A 15,023-nucleotide genomic window follows, 5' to 3' on the forward strand; every position below is an offset into this window, starting at 1 on the left:
CCGGGGCCGGGCGCTCGGCCGGCGCGGTCTCGGCCGGCGCAGCGTCGGCCGCTGCGGTCACCGGCTCCGCCGGCGGCTCCGGCCGCCGGCCCGGTGTCGGGGGCTGGATCGGTGCCTCGGCCTGGTCCGCCGGCGCCACCGTCGAGGTCGGGGCGGCGGGCGACACGGGGGCGGCCGAGTCCGGCGGGGCGAGCTGGGACGCGAGCGCGCCCAGCGCCTGCTCCGCTCGGGTGTCGTCGGGGGAGGGGGCGGCCGGCGCCGCCGGCGTCGCGGTCGCGTCCGGCGTCAGGGTGACGAAGCCGCTGCGCGGGGTCGTGTCCTGCAGCCGGGCCAGCGCCGCCTTGGCGTCGGCGCTGCCGGCATCGGCGGCGACCCGGTACCAGCCGGCGGCGGCCCGCGGGTCGGGGGCGCCGACCGCGCCGGTCTCGTACAGCCGGCCCATGTTGAAGGCGCCGCGGGGATTGCCGTTGGCGCTGGCCTGGCGGAACCATTTCAGCGCCTCGGACGGGTCGCGGGTGACGCCGGCGCCGTTGAGATAGGCCAGGCCGAGCGCGTTCTGCGCGTCGGGGTGGCCGGCGTCCGCCGCCTTGCGGAAATACTCGGTCGCCGTCGCCGAATCCCGCGGCACGCCGAGGCCCCGCTCCAGCAGCACGCCGAGATTGTAGGCGGCGTTGGAGACGCCCTGGTCGGCGGCCCTGCGGTACCAATAGGCGGCCCGCTCGAAGCTGCGCGGCACGTCGAGGCCGAGGGCGTAGAAGGTGCCGAGATCGTGCTCGGCATCGGGCGCGCCGGCGATCGCGCGGCGGGCCAGGGCGCGCATCTCGGCCGAGGCGTCGTCCGGCAGCAGCGCCTGCGATGCCGGGTCGTCGGACGCGGCCTGATCCGCGGGCGCCGGCGGCGCAGCCGCGGGCTGGCTCTCCGGGGCGGGCTGCGCCGCGGCGGCGGTCTCGGCCTGTGGCGTGGGGGCAGGGCCGGCATCGCTGCCCGACGCGGCTGGCGGGGCCGATGATGGGGCCGCGGGAGCTGGTGCCACCGGTTCCGAGGTCGGAGCCGCGGCGGTCTCGGGCACCGGTTCCGGGGCCGGTGCGGCGTCCGCCTGCGGGGCGGGCGTCGCGGCCGCCGGCATCTCGGCCGGCGATGCCGGTGCCGCCGGCGGGGCTTCCGCCGCGGCGGGGGCTGCCGGCGGAGGCTCCGTTGCCACGGGCGGGGCCGGCTCGGCGGCGGGGGCGGCCGCCCCGCTGGCCTGGGCCGTGACCATCGGCTCGGCCGTCGGCGTCTCAGCCGGCGATGCCGGTGCCGCCGGCGGGGCTTCCGCCGCGGCGGGGGCTGCCGGCGGAGGCTCCGCGACCACAGGCGGGGCTGGCTCGGCGGCGGGGGTTGTCGCCCCGCTGGCCTGGGCCGTGACCATCGGCTCGGCCGCCGGCGTCTCGGCCGGCGATGCCGGTGCCGCCGCCGGGGCCTCCGCCGCAACGGGCGCGGCGGGCGGGGCCTCGGCGGCCACGGGGGTGGGCGGCTCGGCGGCGAAGGCCGTCCCAATTGTCTGGGCCGCGGTCGCCGGCTCGGCCGCCKGCGCTGCCGGTGCCGCAGCGGGCTTGGCCGTCTCGGCCGGGGCGGGCGCGGGAGGCGGGCTCAGGACGGAGGCGGTCGCGGCCGGCTTTTCCGCCGGCGGGGCGGAGGGCTCGGGCGCCCGCTCGCGCGCGCCGAAGCCCATCACAGCGATCCCGCCGATGCCGAGGACGGCGATCACCGCCGCCGCCAGCCAGCCCAGCAGGCCGCCGCGGCGCGGCGTCGCAGCCGCCTCCGCCAGACGGTCGTTGAGGGCGTCGATCTCGCCACGGGCGCCGCGCAGCTCGTGCTGCAGCTGCATCACGGTGTCGTTCAGGGATTTGAGCCGGGCCTCCTCCGGCGTCTCGGGCGTCTGCTGCGCCGGGAAGTGCAAGGAATCCTCAAGGGGCTGCTGGCCGTTCATACCGTGATCCGCCTCGACCTTTGCCGGGAACTCGATGCCCCGCATACGCGATTAATCTTCTATTATGCCGAAACTCGTGCGGCAACGCGCGGTTGCGATGCTGCACCGGCTGGGCTATCTATCCCGGCCGATTGGGGCGTAGCCAAGCGGTAAGGCAGCGGGTTTTGGTCCCGCCATTCCTAGGTTCGAATCCTAGCGCCCCAGCCATCTTCTCGAAAATCAAATCCTTTCAACGGGCTGCGGAAACGATCGGGCGCTCGCGACCCGGCATGCCATGTCCGCCTGGCGCAATCGGACCTTTCCCGATGAGGCCTGGTCATGGGCGGATGAGCCATGCCCATTGCACCGGCCGCGGTCGAAGCTGCACTGCCGTGTGGAGCGCAGCCGGCGCCCCGGCCAGCCGTTTTGCTCCAGAAGGGATTGCCTACTGCAGAAGGAGTAACCCGTCGTTCAAAATAGATATGCCGGAAGCCGAGTTCCGGTATCCTGAAATCCTTCGCGGTCAAGAAAGATATAAATCCATTTTGTAGAAGCGGCGGCGGCGATGCGTCGATCCAGCAATGTTCATTTGATCAATCCTCTCGAGCCCCGGACCCGTAACGTCACGATCGCTGGAAACCGCACCAGTATTCGGCTGGAGGAGCAGTTCTGGCGCGGGCTGGAGGAGATCGTGAAGCGGGAGGGCATCCCCCTGAACGCTCTCGTCACCCGGATCCGCGCCTCGCAACGAGGGGGCGGCAGCCTGTCCAGCGCGGTCCGGGTCTTCATCCAGGCCTATTTCTTCGCCCTGGCCCATAACCGCCATCCGGCGGTCCCCAAAGGCTATGCCTGGAGGAACCCCGGCTAGGGCGGGAACCCGCCAGGCCGCCTGATCGTTTGCTGGTCAGGAGGAACGGATGATGCTCGCGGATCTCCTCATCGTGGGCGGCCTCGCGCTCGCCATGGTCTACGGCCTCGCCCTGTGCCGCGCCGCCCGGCGGCACGACGAAGCGGGGCGGCCGACGCAGATCTCGCATCGCTGGGTGGTCCAACCGCCGCGCTGGACGGTGTGGGCGCCGACCCGCCAGACGGTCGCGATCCGCCGACCGCGACGCCGGCGCTGAACCGCGCCGCAGACCGGCCTCAGCCGATCGCGATCAGGTCGTCCTTCGCCCCCTCGGCCAGCCGCCGGGCATGCAGCCGCGTCGGCGGGTCGTCGGGGTGGTCCGCGGCCAGCGCCGCGAACCGCGCGGCGGCTGCGGCCTCGCCCCGGCGCAGCGCCGCATGGGCCGCGGCATAGGTCTCGGCTGGGGCGGGGCAGAGCTCATCCGGAATCATCGCCTCGACCGGCGCGCCGACGCCGCGCAGCGCCAGCCGCGCCACCGGCCGGAACCGCCGGCCCGGGCAGGCCGCGGCGGTGGCGGCGGCGACGCAGAGCGGCGTGCCCAGCGCCTTGTTGGCGTGCTCCAGCCGCGCCGCCAGATTCACCACCTCGCTGTAGGCGGTGTAGTCGAAATGGTGCCGGCTGCCGAAATTGCCGACCACGGCGCCGCCGGTGGCGACGCCGATCCGGGTGTCGCCGAAGGGCATGCCCTCGGCCCGGCGGGCGGCGGCGAAGCCGGTAGCGAAGCGGTGGATCGCCAGGGCGCAGGCGACAGCGCGCTCGGCATGGTCGGGCTGGTCGATCGGCGCGCCGAACATCGCGTGCAGCGCATCGCCCACCATCTTGTCGATGGTGCCGCCGGCCTCCAGGACGCAGCCGCAGACGCCGTCGAAATAGGCGTTCAGCGTCGCCACCAGGCGGTCCGGCGGCACCGTCTCGCTCAAGGCGGTGAAGTCGGCGATGTCGGTGAAGACGAAGGACATCTCCCGCCATTCGCCGCCGAGCCGCAGCCGCTCCGGATGCTCGGCCAGCCGGGCCACCAGGGTCGGGGCGAGATAGCGGGCGAAGGCCGAGCGGATGGCGCGGCGGTCGCGTTCGACCCGCCACTGCGCCGTCGCGGCGACCGCACCGTGGGTCAGGAGCAGGCCGAGCGCGGGCAGGGTGGGGTCGAGCAGCAGTCCGGCCCGGCGGTAGGCCAGGAAGGCGCCGATGCCGATGGCTACGGCGGCCAGCACCGCCAGCCCGCCCGAGGCGATCGCCGGCAGCCGCCGCCAGGACGCGATCAGGGCGAGGCCGAGCGCCAGCAGCAGCCCGACCTCCAGCGCCATCGCCCAGGCCGGCCGCGCCAGGTTGCGGCCGAGCAGGATCTGCTCCAGCGCCTCGGCATGGGCGACGACCCCGGCGATGCGGTCGCGCAGCGGCGTCAGCGCGGTGTCGCCGAATCCTGCGGCGGTGACGCCGATCAGCGCGATCCGCCCGCGCAGCGCGGCGGCGAGCTCGGCAGCCGGCGCGGTGGAGTCGAGCACCCGCCAGGCCGGCACCTGACGGGCCGGTGTGTCGGGGGTGAACTGCAGCCAGAACCGGCCGTCCGGGGCCACCGGCAGGATCACCTCGCCGACCCGGACCGCGTCCAGCCCGGTTCCGTCGGCCGCGGCCCGCAGCGTCACCGTGCCGGCGCCCTGGGCGACCCGCAACGCCTCGACCGCGAGCGACGGGATCAGGGCATCGCCAAGCAGGGCCACCGCCGGCAGCCGCCGCAGCACCTCGTCGCCGCCGGCGGGGTTGCCGATGCTGCCATTGCCCGACGCCGCAGCCTCGAACTCCGGCAGGCTGGGCACCGCACCGGCGAAGCGGTTGAGCCGCTGCCGCGCCGGCCCGATCTCGGCGAAGCTGGCGGCGATGCGCGGCGTCCGGCCCGGCTCCTCGGCGAGGGCGAAGGCGATGACGCTGCGGGTGCGGCCGAGCGCCCCGGCGAGGTCGCGGTCGGGGTCCGGCAGCTCCCCGGTCAGCGCCGCCAGCACCGCCGGTTCGGCGCGGCCGGCCAGGAGCTCCACGATCCGGGCCGGAGCGGTGCGGTCCGGCTCGGCCAGCACGAGGTCGAGCACCACCGCTGCCGCCCCGGCCTCGGCCAACCGGTCGATCAGCCGGGCCAGGCGGTCGCGCGGCCACGGCCATTGCCCGAAGCGGCGCAGCGATTCTTCGTCGATCGCGACCACCCGGACCGGCACGGCGGGATCGTAGGCGCGCGGCGCCAGGCGCTGGAACAGGTCGAAGCCCTGCAGCCGTAGCGCCTCGACCGGCGCCGGATCGGCCAGCCGCAGCCCGATCAGCCCCGCCAGGACCAGGAGCCCTGGGGCGACCAGGGCGAAGCGGCGCCACGGCCGGGGCATCGGGTCAGGGCGTCCCGGTGTCGGCGATGTCGGTGAGCGCCTCGGTGTCGCAGATCGCCAGCGCCCCCTCCTCCCGCCGCAGCAGCCCCTCGGCGGCCCAGCGGCCGAGCTGCAGGTTGACCTTCTCGCGGCTCGCCCCGATCAGCTGGCCGAGATCACGCTGCGACAGGGCCAGCGGCAGCAGCACCTCGCCCCCCGGGCTGCGGGCGCCGTGGGCCTCGCACAGGGCCAGCAGCAGCCGCGCCAGCCGCGAGGGCAGGTTCAGCAGGGCGACGCCCTCGAGCTGGTCGCTGGTCCGGCGCAGCCGGTTGGTCAGCAGGTCCAGGAGCCGGATGCAGGCCTCCGGCGATTCCCGCAGGACCGGCAGCACGTCGCGGCGCTCCAGGCTCAGCAGCCGGCATGGGCCGAAGGCGACGGCATCGGCGCTGCGGCCGCGGCCGTCCAGCAGCGACATCTCACCGAAGATCTCGCCCGGGTCGAGGATGGCGAGCAGGATCTCGCGCCCCTGCGGCGAGGTCAGCCGCAGCGCGACCCGGCCGGAGGCGACGATCATCAGGCTCGTGCCCTCGTCGCCGCGCAGGAAGATGGTGTCGCCGTCCGGATGGCTGCGCTCGGTCAGCCGCGCGGCCAGGGCGTCGCGCTGGGCCGGGGGGAAGGCGGCAAAGAATGGGGTCTCGGACAGAAGGCGGCGCCTCTCCGCCGGCGAAACGCTGGCCACTCGGACTCTCCTGCCTTGGCTGTGCCAGGATACGGGCTGTCCGCCATCACGGGAAGGCCGGGCGCGCCGCGAAATGACCACGGTCACACCTTATGGTCGTCCCTCGCGCCATCATCTCTCCGAAAGGGAGATTGCGATGTCACGTTTCTTGCGTCCCGTCGGGCTCGTCCTGGCCTGCCTGCTGCTGCCGGCCGCGTCCCTGGCCCAGGACCGCCCGAAGATCGGCCTGGTCGACCGCCTCGAGCCGGCGGCCGGCGCCTATTACCAGGGCGAGGACCGGCTGCTCGACCCGGCCTCGCCGGTGTTCCTCGACGACACGCTGTGGACCGGCCCGCAGTCGCGGCTGCAGGTCACGCTCGACGACGGCACCGAGCTGACGCTCGGGCCCGCGGCGCGGCTCCTGGTCGACCGCTTCGCCTATGGCGGGGCGGATGGTGGCGCAGCGCTGGCGCTGCGCCGGCTGCAGGGCGCCTTCCTGTTCGTCGGCGGCGGGGTCGAGCAGGCGCCGGATCGTAACCTGACCATCGAGACCGGCGTGGCCACGCTCGGGGTGCGCGGCACCCGCTTCTTCGCCGGCCCGATCGACGGCGCCTTCGGCGTCCTGGTGCTCGATGGCGCGGTCGAGGTCTCCACCGATGCCGGCTCGGTCACGCTCGGGCCGGGCGAGGGCACGTCGATCACCAGCCGCAGGGAGCCGCCGGGCACGGTCCGGCGCTGGCCGGCCGAGAAGGTCCAGCGGGCGCTGGACATGGTCGGGTTCCGCTGAGGGAGGGGGCGGCCTACAGTCCCAGCTCGCGCTTGATCTCGGCCAGCACGGCGCAGGCCTTGTTCGGGTCCTGGGCGCTGATCGAGGGCAGCGACTGGATCTTGTTGGAGATCTCGGCCAGCTTGTCCTCGGGCAGGGAGCCGTCGCGCACCTTGGCGCCCCAGGCGGCGACCACGGCCGCGGATTCGGCGTTGACGTCGCAGGATTCGGCGGCGAATGCCGGCGCGGCAAGGACGGCGAGAAGGCCGGCGGTCAGGACGAGACGGAGCATTCCACTCTCTGGCTACAATACAGCCGGGAAGGCTGCAGGCCCGAGAATCGCCGTCGAGCATGGCGAGATCAAGGCCATCCCCTTCCGATGCCGGACCGGTTGCGCTATGAAGCGCCATTTCCCAGGGGTGGTGGAGAACCGTACATGGCCGAGCACGCGACGTTCCGGAAGGACTTTCCGGTCTCCTGGGAGGAGCTGCACCGCAACGCCCGCGCCCTGGCCTGGCGCCTGGCCGAGATGGGGCCGTGGAAGGGCATCGTCGCGATCACCCGCGGCGGGCTGGTGCCGGCCGCGATTCTGGCGCGCGAGCTCGACGTCCGGCTGATCGACACGGTTTGCATCTCGACCTACGACCACCAGAACATGCGCGAGTCCAAGGTGCTGAAGCCGCCGGTGGAGGGCGACGGCGAGGGCTGGCTGCTGGTCGACGACCTGGTCGACACCGGCCGCACCGCCCGGGTGGTGCGCGACCTGATGCCGAAGGCGCATTTCGCCACGATCTACGCCAAGCCGGCCGGGCGGCCGCTGGTCGACACCTTCATCACCGAGGTCAGCCAGGACACCTGGATCTTCTTCCCCTGGGACATCGAATACCGCTACGTCGAGCCGATCGCAGAGATCCGGGCCCAGAAGCGCTGAGGCGAGGAGCCGATGCCGATCCATTTCGAGACGTCGGAGCTGGCGGATCGCCGCCGCCGCGTCTGTGCCGAGCTTGCCGCCCGCGGCCTCGACGGCCTGCTGGTATTCCGCCAGGAGTCGCTGTACTGGCTGACCGGCTACGACACCTTCGGCTACGTCTATTTCCAGTGCCTGTGGCTCGGCGCCGATGGGCGGATGACGCTCTTGACCCGGTCGGCCGACGAGCGCCAGGCGCGCTTCACCTCGGTGATCGAGGACGTCCGGGTCTGGGTCGACCGGGCGGGGTCGGAGCCGGCGGACGACCTGCTGGCGATCCTCGACGAATACAAGGTCCGCGGCGGCAAGGTCGGGGTCGAATGGGACGCCTACGGCCTGACCGCGGCGCTCGGCCTCCGGCTCAAGGCCAAGCTCGACTTCTATGCCGCGCATGAGGACGCCTCCGACCTCGTCTCCCGCTTCCGGCTGATCAAGAGCCCGGCCGAGCTGACCTATGTGCGCGAGGCGGCGAAGCTGGCCGACGCCGCCTATGACGAGGCGGTGAAGCTGACCCGGCCCGGCGCCTTCGAGGGCGACATCCTGGCGGCGATGCAGGGCGCGGTCTGGCGCGGCGGCGGCGACGACCCGGCCAACGAGTTCATCATCGGCTCCGGCCCCGGCGCCCTGATGTGCCGCTACTTCACCGGCCGGCGCCACCTCTCGGCCGAGGACCAGCTGACGCTGGAATTCGCCGGCACCTATCGGCACTACCACAGCTGCCTGATGCGCACCCTGCTGGTCGGCCGCGCCTCGCCGGAGCACCGGGCGATGCACAAGGCGGCGGTGGAGGCGCTGGAGGCGGCGAAGGGGGCGCTGAAGCCGGGCAATCCGCTCGGCGACGTGTTCGACGCCCATGCCCGGGTGGCCGACGCCGCCGGGCTGCGGCACGCCCGCCTCAATGCCTGCGGTTATTCGCTGGGCGCCACCTTCGCGCCGAACTGGATGGATGCGGCCGGGCTGTCGATGTTCTTCCACGGCAACCCGACGCTGGCGGCGCCGGGGATGGTGTTCTTCATCCACATCATCCTCTACGCCAGCGACCGCGGCCTGGCCATGACCTCGGGCCAGACCGTGCTGGTCACCGACACCGGCTGCGAGGCCCTGACCCTGGCGCCGACCGATCTCGTGGTGGCCTGACCGCCGCCGGGCCGGCGCGCAGGGCTTTACCGCGTCAGCTGCTCGCGCGACCAGAGGGCGAGCTGCTTCGGGTGAGCAGGTGGGACGAAATCGTCAATGACGGCCCGCGGCTTCGGCAGGTTGAAGGGCGGCCGGCGCAGATTGATCAGGCGATAGGCGCCGGTCTGGATGTCCTTGTTGGTGCGGCAGGCGGGCACATGCGTCGTCAGCCAATACCGGATGTTCGAGCGCCGGAAATTCTCGACCGCGGTGGCGATCTGCTGGTTCGAGAGGTGGATCAGGCAATCGCGGCAAAGCCAGAGATCGGCATCCGGCAGGGGGTCCAGGATGTTCGCGCAGACGAACGACCGGGACGGCGAGGCGAATCGGGCACTCAGATGCTCGATGATGTCGGGAACGATATCGGCGCCGATATAGGTGCAGCCGGCCGGGAGCGAGACCTCCTTCATCCAGTGGAAGTCGCCGCAGGGCGCGTCCAGGAGCGTCCTGACATTCAGCCGTTCGATGAGGCCCGGCAGCTCGCGCCGGATATTCGCCGTGGAGGCGAGCGTGGACCCGATACCGCTTCGGGACTCGGAGCTGTCCCAGCCATTGCTGCGATAGATGCTGGCGAAGGTCGCACCGTCTTCTCCGCCGCCCGCGGGAACTCGGCCGACCGGGAGATGTTTGCCGGACCAGAAATAGGCCCGAAACAGAAGCTTGTAGGCCGTGTCGTTGGCGGCAAAAAGGCTCTTCACCGTTTCCTTGAGCAGTGAGGGCATTTTCCCGCTCCGAGTCGAAATCGTGCGTTTCCGCTGAAGAGCGTAAAGACCTCAGAGACGGATGAATCATACGAGCCCGGATGGAGCGAGGAAACGAGGCCAGAAGAGGTATGGCGGCCGGCGGCGGGCCTTCAATCGTGCGTCTCGCCCGACAGCGGCGTCGCCAGCATCGACGGGCGGCGGCTGAAGGCATCGAACCAGGCCGACAGGCGCGGCCGGCCGGGGCGGAAGGCCGGCAGGTCGCGGAACTCCAACCAGCTCAGGGCGGTCGCCAGGGCGATCTGGCCGAGATCGACCGGATCGTCGAGATCGACCTCGCGCTCGACGAAGTCATAGGCCGCGACCAGCTTCGCTATCTGCCCTTCGGCGAGCGGCGGGTAGCGCAGCGCTTCCGGCCGGCGCTCGGTCTCCCAGCGCAGGGCGATGCCGGCATCGGCCAGCCCCTGGGCCAGGGCCTGCAGCCGCAGGGTCAGGGCCCGCGCCCGGCCGGCGGGCGGGATCAGCTTCGGGCCGTCATGTAGCTGGTCCAGGTGGTCGCAGATCGCGACGGAATCGAACAGCACCAGCCCGTCGTCACAGATCAGCACCGGCACCTTGCCCAAAGGGTTGGCGGCATACACCGCCTCGTTGCGCCGGGTCGGGCTGGTCTCGTGATGGATCACCTCGATCCGGCCGGCCAGCCCAACCTCATGCGCCATCACCAACACCTTGCGGGCATAGGGGGAATGGGTCTGGTACAAGAGCTTCATCATCGGTCCCGGGATGGGGTGGAGATGCCGTGACCCTATCCGCCCGCTTGCGGGAGGTGCGCGCGATGATCGTGCCATAACGCAAGATTTTTGCGTCGAGCCTTTGTGCTGACGGCCAGAGATCTTACCCGTCATGGCGAGCCCCGAAGGGGCGTGGCCATCCAGGGCCGCTCGCACAGGCCCTGGATGGCCGCGGCGCTGCGCGCCTCGCCATGACGGTGATGTATGGGCAGACCCTGCCTCTATCGATCAGCCGATCCGTCCGACCTTCATCCGCGGATCCAAGAGGTCGCGCAGACCGTCGCCGATCAGGTTCAGGCCCAGCACGGCGACGGCGATAGCGAGGCCCGGGAACACCGCCTGCAGCGGCGCCTGGGCCAGCAACGTCTGGGCATCCAGCAGCATCTTGCCCCAACTCGGCTGCGGCGGCTGGGTGCCGAGGCCGAGATAGCCCAGCGCCGCCTCGGCCAGGATGGCGATGGCGAACTGGATCGTCGCCTGCACGATCAGGGCGTTGGCCATGTTCGGCAGCACGTGGCGCAGCGCGATATCGAAACGCGAGCGGCCCAGCGCCTGGGCGGCGCGGACGAAGTCGCGGCCATAGACCACCAGCGCGGCGCCGCGCGCCACCCGGGCGAAGACGGCGATGTTGAAGATGCCGATCGCCAGGATGGCGTTGACCGCGCCGGGGCCGAGCAGCGCGGTGATCAGGATGGCGCTGAGGATCGCCGGGAAGGCGAAGGTCAGGTCGACGGCTCGGCCGAGGATCTCGTCGGTCCAGCCGCGCCGGGCCGCGGCCCACAGGCCGAGCGGCACGCCGAGGAGGAGGCCGATGGCGACCGCCACCACCCCGACCGCCACCGAGGTGCGGGCGCCGACCATGATGCGCGAGAGGGTGTCGCGGCCGAGCTGGTCGGTGCCGAGCCAGTGCAGCGCGCCAGGTGCCTGCAGCTTCTGGGGAATGGCGATGGCGTTCGGCGGATAGGGCGTCCAGGCCAAGCTGACCAGCGCCATGCCGATGAAGACGAGGCACAGGGCGAGGCCGAGGGCGAAGCCGCGATGGGTGAACAGCCGCATCATCGTCACCCTGCCTGCTTCGGCCGCGGATCGATCACGGCGTAGACCACGTCGACCAGGAAGTTGACCACGACGACGATGGCGGCCAGCAGCACCACCACGTCCTTGACCACGATCAGGTCGCGCTGGGCGATGGCCTGGAAGGCCAGCCGGCCCAGGCCGGGCAGGGTGAAGACGTTCTCCACGACCACCGCGCCCGCCATCAGGAAGCCGAACTGCAGCCCGACGATGGTGGCGACCGGGATCAGGGCGTTGCGCAGCACGTGGCGGCGCAGCACGGCCCCCTTCGACAGGCCCTTGGCCCGGGCGGTGCGGACATAGTCCTCGCGCATCGTCTCCAGCATCGCCGAGCGCACGATGCGGGCCAAGATCGCCGCTTCGGTCAGAGCCAGAGCCACGGCCGGCAGCACCAGCGCGTGCAGGGCCTGCCCCCAGCCGGCGGACCAGCCGGGGAAGCCGCCGGCGCCGAACCAGCCGAGCTGCAGCGCGAACAGCCAGATCAGCATGATGCCGACCCAGAAGCTGGGCACGGCGAGGCCGAGCTGGCTGAACCCCATCACCCCCCAGTCGCCGACCCGGTTGTGCCGGACCGCGGCCAGCATGCCGAGCGGGATGGCCAGCGCGGTCGACAGCAGCAGCGCGAACACCGCCAGCGGGGCGGTCACCGCGAGGCGATCGCCGATCAGCTTCGCCACCGGCATCTTGTAGGTGTAGCTGGTGCCGAAATCCCCGGTGAGGGCACCGCCGACCCAGTCGAGGTAGCGGACCGGCGCCGGGCGGTCGAGGCCCATCTGGCTGCGCAGCGCCGCCAGCGTGTCCTCGCGCGCCTCGGTGCCCAGCATCAGCAGCGCCGGGTCGCCGGGCAGCACCTCGAGCACGGTGAACACCACCACCGAGGTGGCGAACAGCGTGAACAGCAGCGTCAGGCACCGCCGCGCCAGGAAGCCGAGCATGGGTCAGGCGCCGGGCGCGGCGGGATCGGTGCGGCCCCTCATTCCGCCCAATAGGCCTTGGTCATGTCGTTGGCGGCGATCGGGCTGTTCTTCCACATCCCCATCAGCTTGGCGTTGCGCACCCCGGTCTTGGCCAGCTGGAACAGGAACACCGCGGCCTCGTCGTCGGACAGGATCTGCTGCGCCTGCTGGTACAGCGCCTTCCGCTGCTCCGGGTCCACCGTGCGGTCCAACTGCTGGATCACCTGGTCGAAGGCCGGGTTGTCGTAGCCGAAATAGTAATTGTCCTTGCCGCGGGCATAGATGCCGATGTCCAGCGCCTCGGTGTGCGAGACGATGGTCATGTCGTAGTCGTAGCCCTTGAACACCTGCTCCAGCCACTGCGCCCATTCCACCGGCACCAGCTCGACCTGGACGCCGATCTCGGCCAGCTGCGCCTGGATGATCTCGCCGCCGCGGCGGGCATAGCCGGGCGGCGGCAGCTTCAGCGTCGCCTTGAAGCCGTCCGGATAGCCGGCCTCGGCCAGGAGGGCCTTGGCCTTCTCGGGGTCGTAGGGATAGGCGCCGGTTAGGTCCTTGTAGGCCGGCTCGTAGGGTGCGAAATGGCTGCCGATCGGGGTGCCGTAGCCGAACATGGCGCCGTCGATCAGCGCCTGCCGGTCGATCGCCATCGCCAGCGCCTGCCGCACCCGCACGTCGCCGAACGGCTTGCGGCGCTGGTTGACCGCCATGATGGTCTCGCCGGCGGTGGTGCCGATCTCGACCGCGAAGCGCGGATCGGCCTTGAACTGGTCCAGCGTCTCCGGCGCCGGCATGTTCGGGAAGGCGTCGATGTCGCCCGACATCACTGCGGCCGAGGCCGCCGCCGGGTCGGCGACGAAGCGGAAGATCAGCCGGTTCAGCTTCGGCTTCTCGCCGGCATAGGCGTCGGTGCGGTCGAGCGTGACATGGTCGCCGGCCACCCATTCGACGAACTTGAACGGGCCGGTGCCGATCGGGTGGGTGCCGTTGCCGGCGGCCGTGTTCGGCGCCACGATTAGCGCCGCCGCCTGACCGAGATGGAACAGGAACAGCCCATCCGGATGCGACAGGGTGATCACCACCTGGTCCGGTGCCGGCGTCTCGACCGACTGGATCGGCTCGAAGAAGGCCTTCTGCGGATTGGTCGAATCGGGCGCGCGGGCGCGGTCCAGCGAGAACTTCACCGCCTCGCTGTCGAACTTGGTGCCGTCGTGGAAGGTGGTGCCGCGGCGGAGGGTGAAGGTATAGGTCAGCCCGTCATCCGACACGGTCCACTCGGTGGCCAGGCTCGGCTGCACCTGGCCGTTCTCGTCGATCCGGGTCAGCCCCTCGAACACATTGGCGTAGACCACCTCGGCGATGGCCGCGGCGGCGCCGCCTGTCGGGTCGAGATTGGGCGGCTCCAGCACCATGCCGATCACGGCCTGGTCCTTGGCGGCCAGCGCCGGCGTCGCGATCAGCCCGGCCGCCACCAGGACGGTCGCGAGCAAGCCCCTGATCCCCATCGCATTCTCCCTGTTCGGCCGGTCCGCTGCCGGTCGCGTTCGCGGCGATGATGGCAGCCCGCTCGGGCCCGGTTCAAGCCTTGCCGTAGCGCTCCCGCCAGGCCGGGTGCGGCCCCAGCGTCGCGGCATGCCAGACACCGCGGGCGATGGCGCGGGCAACGCAGTCGGCGGCGATGGCGCCGATCCGGGCCAGCGCCATGGTCCGCGGCTCGGGCAGGGCCTTGGCGCCGGTCGCCAGCGCGAAGATGGTGTCGCCGTCCATCGGCGTGTGCACCGGGCGGATGGCGCGGGCCAGGCCGTCCTGCGCCATGATCGCCAGTCGTCGTGCCTCGGCCTTGCTCAGGGCGGCGTCGACCGCGATGATGCCGATCGTGGTGTTGCCGCCGGGCTCGGGCTGGGGCGCCGCCGGGTTGCGGTAGAATTCCGGCTCCGGCGCCGCCGGCCCGGTCGGGCGGTGCGGGCCGCCGAACTCGCCCTCCTGCTCCAAAGGCCAGGCCCAGAAGGTGCCGTCCGGCATCGTCACGGCGCCGACCGGGTTGGCGGCGACCACGGCGCCGACAGTGACGCCGGTCTCGGGGTCGACGGCCGAGGCAGTGCCGAGCCCGCCCTTGCAGGTCGCGGTCTTGGCCCCGGTGCCGGCCCCGGCATTGCCCTGGCGCACCTCCGTCCCGGCGGCATCGCAGGCGGCCAGCGCCAGGGCGCGGTAGGGCGGGGTGTCGGCCCAGTTCTTGTCGCCGCCATTGGTCAGGTCGAACAGGATCGCGGCCGGCACGATCGGCACGCGGGCATCGCCGATCGCCAGGCCGCGGCCGCGGGCGGCGAGCCAGGAGACGACACCGGATGCGGCCTCGAGCCCGTGGACCGAGCCGCCGGACAGCACCAAGGCGTCCACCGCCTCGACCATGCAGGTCGGGTCCAGGGCGTCGGTGTCCCGCGTCCCCGGCCCGCCGCCGCGGACGTCGACCGCGGCGGTGCAGCGCGTCTCCGGCAGCAGCACGGTGACGCCGCTGCGCACGGCCAGGTCCTCGGCCTGGCCGACCAGAAGGCCGGCGATGTCGGTGATCGAATTGCGCGGGCCCGGGCGGATGGTCATGGCGGTCTCTCGGCGGCGATGCGATCCAGCAGACAGGACCCCGGGCCCTGCCGTCAACGAGACTGCAGGCTGTTCG

General features: G+C 72.1%; 14 protein-coding genes, 1 tRNA gene and 1 pseudogene. 6 read left to right on the forward strand and 10 right to left on the reverse strand.

Features of this window, described 5'->3' with window-relative positions:
* Positions 1 to 2,014 (reverse strand): annotated as a pseudogene (locus tag KXR53_RS29095) (hypothetical protein); the annotation flags it as partial.
* Positions 2,015 to 2,101: 87 nt separating this feature from the next.
* On the opposite strand from KXR53_RS29095, the gene KXR53_RS29100 reads away from it, so the two are divergent.
* From KXR53_RS29100 to KXR53_RS29110, 3 genes are all read left to right on the forward strand, one after another.
* A tRNA-Gln gene (locus KXR53_RS29100) sits at positions 2,102 to 2,176 on the forward strand.
* Between the two features lie 361 nt (positions 2,177 to 2,537).
* Positions 2,538 to 2,816 carry a ribbon-helix-helix domain-containing protein gene (locus KXR53_RS29105; protein ID WP_437378823.1) on the forward strand — a complete coding sequence of 93 codons (279 nt, stop codon included), beginning with the start codon at positions 2,538 to 2,540 and terminating at the stop codon, positions 2,814 to 2,816.
* A 49-nt stretch (positions 2,817 to 2,865) separates the two neighbouring features.
* The gene (locus KXR53_RS29110; protein ID WP_437378825.1) at positions 2,866 to 3,072 is read left to right on the forward strand and encodes a hypothetical protein; all 207 of its coding nucleotides are present in this window, start codon (positions 2,866 to 2,868) and stop codon (positions 3,070 to 3,072) included.
* A gap of 19 nt (positions 3,073 to 3,091) precedes the next feature.
* Here KXR53_RS29110 and KXR53_RS29115 read toward each other — a convergent pair whose 3' ends face one another.
* Together KXR53_RS29115 and KXR53_RS29120 are read right to left on the reverse strand one after the other, a co-directional pair.
* Positions 3,092 to 5,221, reverse strand: coding sequence for a CHASE2 domain-containing protein (locus tag KXR53_RS29115; RefSeq protein WP_437378827.1), 2,130 nt, complete (start codon positions 5,219 to 5,221; stop codon positions 3,092 to 3,094).
* Positions 5,222 to 5,225: 4 nt separating this feature from the next.
* The gene (locus KXR53_RS29120) at positions 5,226 to 5,939 is read right to left on the reverse strand and encodes a Crp/Fnr family transcriptional regulator (RefSeq protein WP_437378829.1); all 714 of its coding nucleotides are present in this window, start codon (positions 5,937 to 5,939) and stop codon (positions 5,226 to 5,228) included.
* A gap of 136 nt (positions 5,940 to 6,075) precedes the next feature.
* Here KXR53_RS29120 and KXR53_RS29125 point away from each other — a divergent pair, with 136 nt between their 5' ends.
* Positions 6,076 to 6,705 (forward strand): FecR family protein, encoded by a 630-nt coding sequence (locus tag KXR53_RS29125; RefSeq protein WP_437378831.1) that lies wholly within the window; start codon positions 6,076 to 6,078, stop codon positions 6,703 to 6,705.
* Between the two features lie 13 nt (positions 6,706 to 6,718).
* On the opposite strand, the gene KXR53_RS29130 is transcribed toward KXR53_RS29125, so the two are convergent.
* Positions 6,719 to 6,976: a hypothetical protein gene (locus tag KXR53_RS29130; RefSeq protein WP_437378833.1), complete on the reverse strand. Its 258-nt coding sequence runs from the start codon at positions 6,974 to 6,976 to the stop codon at positions 6,719 to 6,721.
* A gap of 144 nt (positions 6,977 to 7,120) precedes the next feature.
* Between KXR53_RS29130 and gpt the strand changes: the two genes are divergently transcribed.
* Entirely contained in the window at positions 7,121 to 7,615 is a 495-nt protein-coding gene (gene gpt / locus KXR53_RS29135) for a xanthine phosphoribosyltransferase (protein WP_437378835.1), read from the forward strand.
* 12 nt (positions 7,616 to 7,627) lie between these two features.
* On the forward strand, positions 7,628 to 8,788 hold the full coding sequence (locus tag KXR53_RS29140; RefSeq protein WP_437378837.1) for a M24 family metallopeptidase: 1,161 nt from the start codon (positions 7,628 to 7,630) through the stop codon (positions 8,786 to 8,788).
* 26 nt (positions 8,789 to 8,814) lie between these two features.
* Here KXR53_RS29140 and KXR53_RS29145 read toward each other — a convergent pair whose 3' ends face one another.
* The 6 genes from KXR53_RS29145 to KXR53_RS29170 all read right to left on the reverse strand — a co-directional run bounded on the left by KXR53_RS29145 (position 8,815) and on the right by KXR53_RS29170 (position 14,947).
* Positions 8,815 to 9,549 carry a class I SAM-dependent methyltransferase gene (locus KXR53_RS29145; RefSeq protein WP_437378839.1) on the reverse strand — a complete coding sequence of 245 codons (735 nt, stop codon included), beginning with the start codon at positions 9,547 to 9,549 and terminating at the stop codon, positions 8,815 to 8,817.
* Positions 9,550 to 9,680: 131 nt separating this feature from the next.
* Positions 9,681 to 10,301 (reverse strand): glutathione S-transferase family protein, encoded by a 621-nt coding sequence (locus tag KXR53_RS29150; RefSeq protein ID WP_437378842.1) that lies wholly within the window; start codon positions 10,299 to 10,301, stop codon positions 9,681 to 9,683.
* A gap of 246 nt (positions 10,302 to 10,547) precedes the next feature.
* Positions 10,548 to 11,378, reverse strand: a complete 831-nt coding sequence (locus KXR53_RS29155; protein WP_437378844.1) for an ABC transporter permease — start codon at positions 11,376 to 11,378, stop codon at positions 10,548 to 10,550.
* A gap of 2 nt (positions 11,379 to 11,380) precedes the next feature.
* Positions 11,381 to 12,328, reverse strand: coding sequence for an ABC transporter permease (locus KXR53_RS29160; RefSeq protein WP_437378846.1), 948 nt, complete (start codon positions 12,326 to 12,328; stop codon positions 11,381 to 11,383).
* Positions 12,329 to 12,366: 38 nt separating this feature from the next.
* Positions 12,367 to 13,839 carry an ABC transporter substrate-binding protein gene (locus KXR53_RS29165; protein ID WP_437378849.1) on the reverse strand — a complete coding sequence of 491 codons (1,473 nt, stop codon included), beginning with the start codon at positions 13,837 to 13,839 and terminating at the stop codon, positions 12,367 to 12,369.
* 88 nt (positions 13,840 to 13,927) lie between these two features.
* Positions 13,928 to 14,947 carry a P1 family peptidase gene (locus KXR53_RS29170; protein ID WP_437378851.1) on the reverse strand — a complete coding sequence of 340 codons (1,020 nt, stop codon included), beginning with the start codon at positions 14,945 to 14,947 and terminating at the stop codon, positions 13,928 to 13,930.
* Between the last annotated feature and the right edge of the window lie 76 nt (positions 14,948 to 15,023).

This window comes from Inquilinus limosus (assembly GCF_051487185.1).
Lineage (GTDB): Bacteria > Pseudomonadota > Alphaproteobacteria > DSM-16000 > Inquilinaceae > Inquilinus > Inquilinus limosus_F.

Excerpts from the sequence above, each read along its gene's own strand:
- KXR53_RS29110 (WP_437378825.1), top strand. The coding sequence starts at position 2,866 with ATGATGCTCGCGGATCTCCTCATCGTGGGCGGCCTCGCGCTCGCCATG.
- KXR53_RS29115 (WP_437378827.1), bottom strand. The coding sequence starts at position 5,221 with ATGCCCCGGCCGTGGCGCCGCTTCGCCCTGGTCGCCCCAGGGCTCCTG.
- KXR53_RS29125 (WP_437378831.1), top strand. The coding sequence starts at position 6,076 with ATGTCACGTTTCTTGCGTCCCGTCGGGCTCGTCCTGGCCTGCCTGCTG.
- KXR53_RS29130 (WP_437378833.1), bottom strand. The coding sequence starts at position 6,976 with ATGCTCCGTCTCGTCCTGACCGCCGGCCTTCTCGCCGTCCTTGCCGCG.
- gpt (WP_437378835.1), top strand. The coding sequence starts at position 7,121 with ATGGCCGAGCACGCGACGTTCCGGAAGGACTTTCCGGTCTCCTGGGAG.
- KXR53_RS29140 (WP_437378837.1), top strand. The coding sequence starts at position 7,628 with ATGCCGATCCATTTCGAGACGTCGGAGCTGGCGGATCGCCGCCGCCGC.
- KXR53_RS29145 (WP_437378839.1), bottom strand. The coding sequence starts at position 9,549 with ATGCCCTCACTGCTCAAGGAAACGGTGAAGAGCCTTTTTGCCGCCAAC.
- KXR53_RS29150 (WP_437378842.1), bottom strand. The coding sequence starts at position 10,301 with ATGATGAAGCTCTTGTACCAGACCCATTCCCCCTATGCCCGCAAGGTG.
- KXR53_RS29155 (WP_437378844.1), bottom strand. The coding sequence starts at position 11,378 with ATGATGCGGCTGTTCACCCATCGCGGCTTCGCCCTCGGCCTCGCCCTG.
- KXR53_RS29160 (WP_437378846.1), bottom strand. The coding sequence starts at position 12,328 with ATGCTCGGCTTCCTGGCGCGGCGGTGCCTGACGCTGCTGTTCACGCTG.
- KXR53_RS29170 (WP_437378851.1), bottom strand. The coding sequence starts at position 14,947 with ATGACCATCCGCCCGGGCCCGCGCAATTCGATCACCGACATCGCCGGC.